Here is a 2,098-nt window from a genome sequence, read left to right as displayed (position 1 = left end):
CAGAGCCCTCAGGCTCTCTTGACTATGCTGTATCGCTCGACGAACCGCCTCTGTCGTCGTGGCGCTCCCATGGTGAACCTGGCCCATAGCGCCTCCTTCCACTCACGCGAAAAGACTGCACCATCAAAGCCCGGGATCAAACAGCTAGGATCGCGCCGGCACTAACGTCGTGGCCGTGCGCGTACGGTTCCGTCCGGCGTTCTTGGCTGCGTACAGAGCCTGATCCGCGCGGCCGATCGCATGTGCGAGCGTCTCGCCACGGCGAAGCTCGGCAATGCCGAAACTGCAGGTCACCGTCCGATCGGGCGGCAGCCTGGGAAACGAGATCCTGGCGATTTCGCCCCGCAGGCGTTCCGCGAAATGGAAGGCTTGTTCTGCGGTCGTATCTTTGAGCAAGATGACGAATTCTTCGCCTCCGACGCGACCGACGGCATCGTTGCTGCGAACGGCGCTCCGGATGGAGGCTGCAATCGCGATCAGCACGGCGTCCCCGGCCGCGTGGCCATAGGCGTCGTTGATGCTCTTGAAATGATCGATATCGCAGGCGACGACGCTGAGCACCAATGGATGACGCGCCGCGCCCAGAGATTGAAACCGGCCTTGCAGGCCGCGCCGGTTCAACGCCCCCGTGAGCGGATCGGTATCGCGCTCCTTGCGCAGCCGGGCCGTCACATCCAGCCCTATGACGAGGAGCAGCCCAAGGCCCATCCCGACCCCGAAGACCGAGGCACTGAATTGCACCCAGGTCCAGAATCCGGACTGCAGGAACCCCGAAGCGGATGTTGCCGCGGCCAATTCGCTCGTCAGCAGCGTACGCAGGAAGAAATGCAGGCCAAACACCAGAACCAGCCAGAAGATTATCCTGTCGGTCGCGCTTCCCCGAGCAAGCGACCGCATGATCCAGGCGGCTGAGACGATGATGCCGCCGAGGCCGAAGCTCACGATATGGATGCGCACGATGAGGTTGCGGTCAATGTAATAGAAATAGCCGAGCGCGCCCATCACTGCGGCAAACCAGATGGTGAGGAACCAGCGAGAAGGGCGCCGGCCGGAGCGCACCATCACGCCAGTCACGAAGCCCAGCGTGCCGGAAACATAGAGCATTCCGTACAGCATCGTGTTCAACCCGAAATCGGCTGGAGTCCGTGTTGTCTGGACGAGCATCCCAAGGCCAAAGGCCAGGAACGCCTGCGCAAAATGGAGCAGATACCAGCTTCGGCGCTCGGCCAGCCAGACGGCGCAGAAGGTTGCTGCGAACAGAAACAGAATGGCCGTTGGTACGAGGTTCACGATGATCTGACTGCAGAGGCTGTCCGGTTCGAGATGCTGCTGCTCTCTACTGCCCCTGGGTAAACAATTCGCCGTCGCCGGATGTTCTGTCTGGCTCGCGAGCATCACTATCGGGGAGGGCGGCGACCCCAGAAGCAAGGGAGTGCGACGGCCCACGAAGGTGCTGAAATTGATCATCCGCCGGCCAGTTGCTACGGGAGCGCATGCCTGATGATCCCTTTCAGACCGTCGCGGAGCGGACCCTGCAGCGAGCCGATGTGGCAGCTCTCTCTGAGCTGCGCATACCGCACCATGTGATCGCGTGCGATCTTGATGAGGCGGACCTGTCGGGGCTCGATCTGTCGGGTTGGCTCTTCGAACGGTGCAGCCTCAAGCGCGCGAAGCTGAGAGGTACGAAACTCGAGCGGGTGCGATGGCTCGGCTGTCGGGCGGCCTTCGCAGATTTCATGGGGGCCGATCTATCGGACGGCCGGGTTCAGTCGGGAGATTTCAACAACGCCGTTCTGCGCCGGACGACACTGGTCTCGGCGTCCTTCGCGGGCTGCAAATTGACTGGCGCGGATTTGTCCGAAGCAAGGGCATTGGACTGCCGGTTCGAGGAGGTCCTGCTCGTCAGCGCGAAGCTTCCGTCGTTCAGCTTCCGCAAGACCACGCTCAGGAAAATCGATTTCAGCCACTCGGACCTGAGGAAATGCGATTTCCGGGATGCTGTCTTCGAGGATTGCAGTCTGATGGATGCGGCGCTGACCGGCTCGCGCTTCGAGGGGGCTGATCTTCGTGGCGCTGATCTGGGCGGACTGAGGCTGGT

General features: G+C 61.9%; 2 protein-coding genes. One reads left to right on the top strand and one right to left on the bottom strand.

The features are described from left to right. Positions 1-144 precede the first annotated feature (144 nt). Positions 145-1,290 carry a GGDEF domain-containing protein gene (locus AC1DJT_RS36360; protein ID WP_476768704.1) on the bottom strand — a complete coding sequence of 382 codons (1,146 nt, stop codon included), beginning with the start codon at positions 1,288-1,290 and terminating at the stop codon, positions 145-147. A 203-nt stretch (positions 1,291-1,493) separates the two neighbouring features. On the opposite strand from AC1DJT_RS36360, the gene AC1DJT_RS36355 reads away from it, so the two are divergent. Next, on the top strand, positions 1,494-2,098 hold a 605-nt coding region (locus AC1DJT_RS36355; RefSeq protein WP_476836017.1), incomplete at its 3' end, for a pentapeptide repeat-containing protein.

Source organism: Allobosea sp. 05T422_2, from assembly GCF_056396265.1.
The sequence above is the reverse complement of the archived record's forward strand: the minus strand, read 5'-3'. Positions and strand labels throughout refer to the sequence as shown.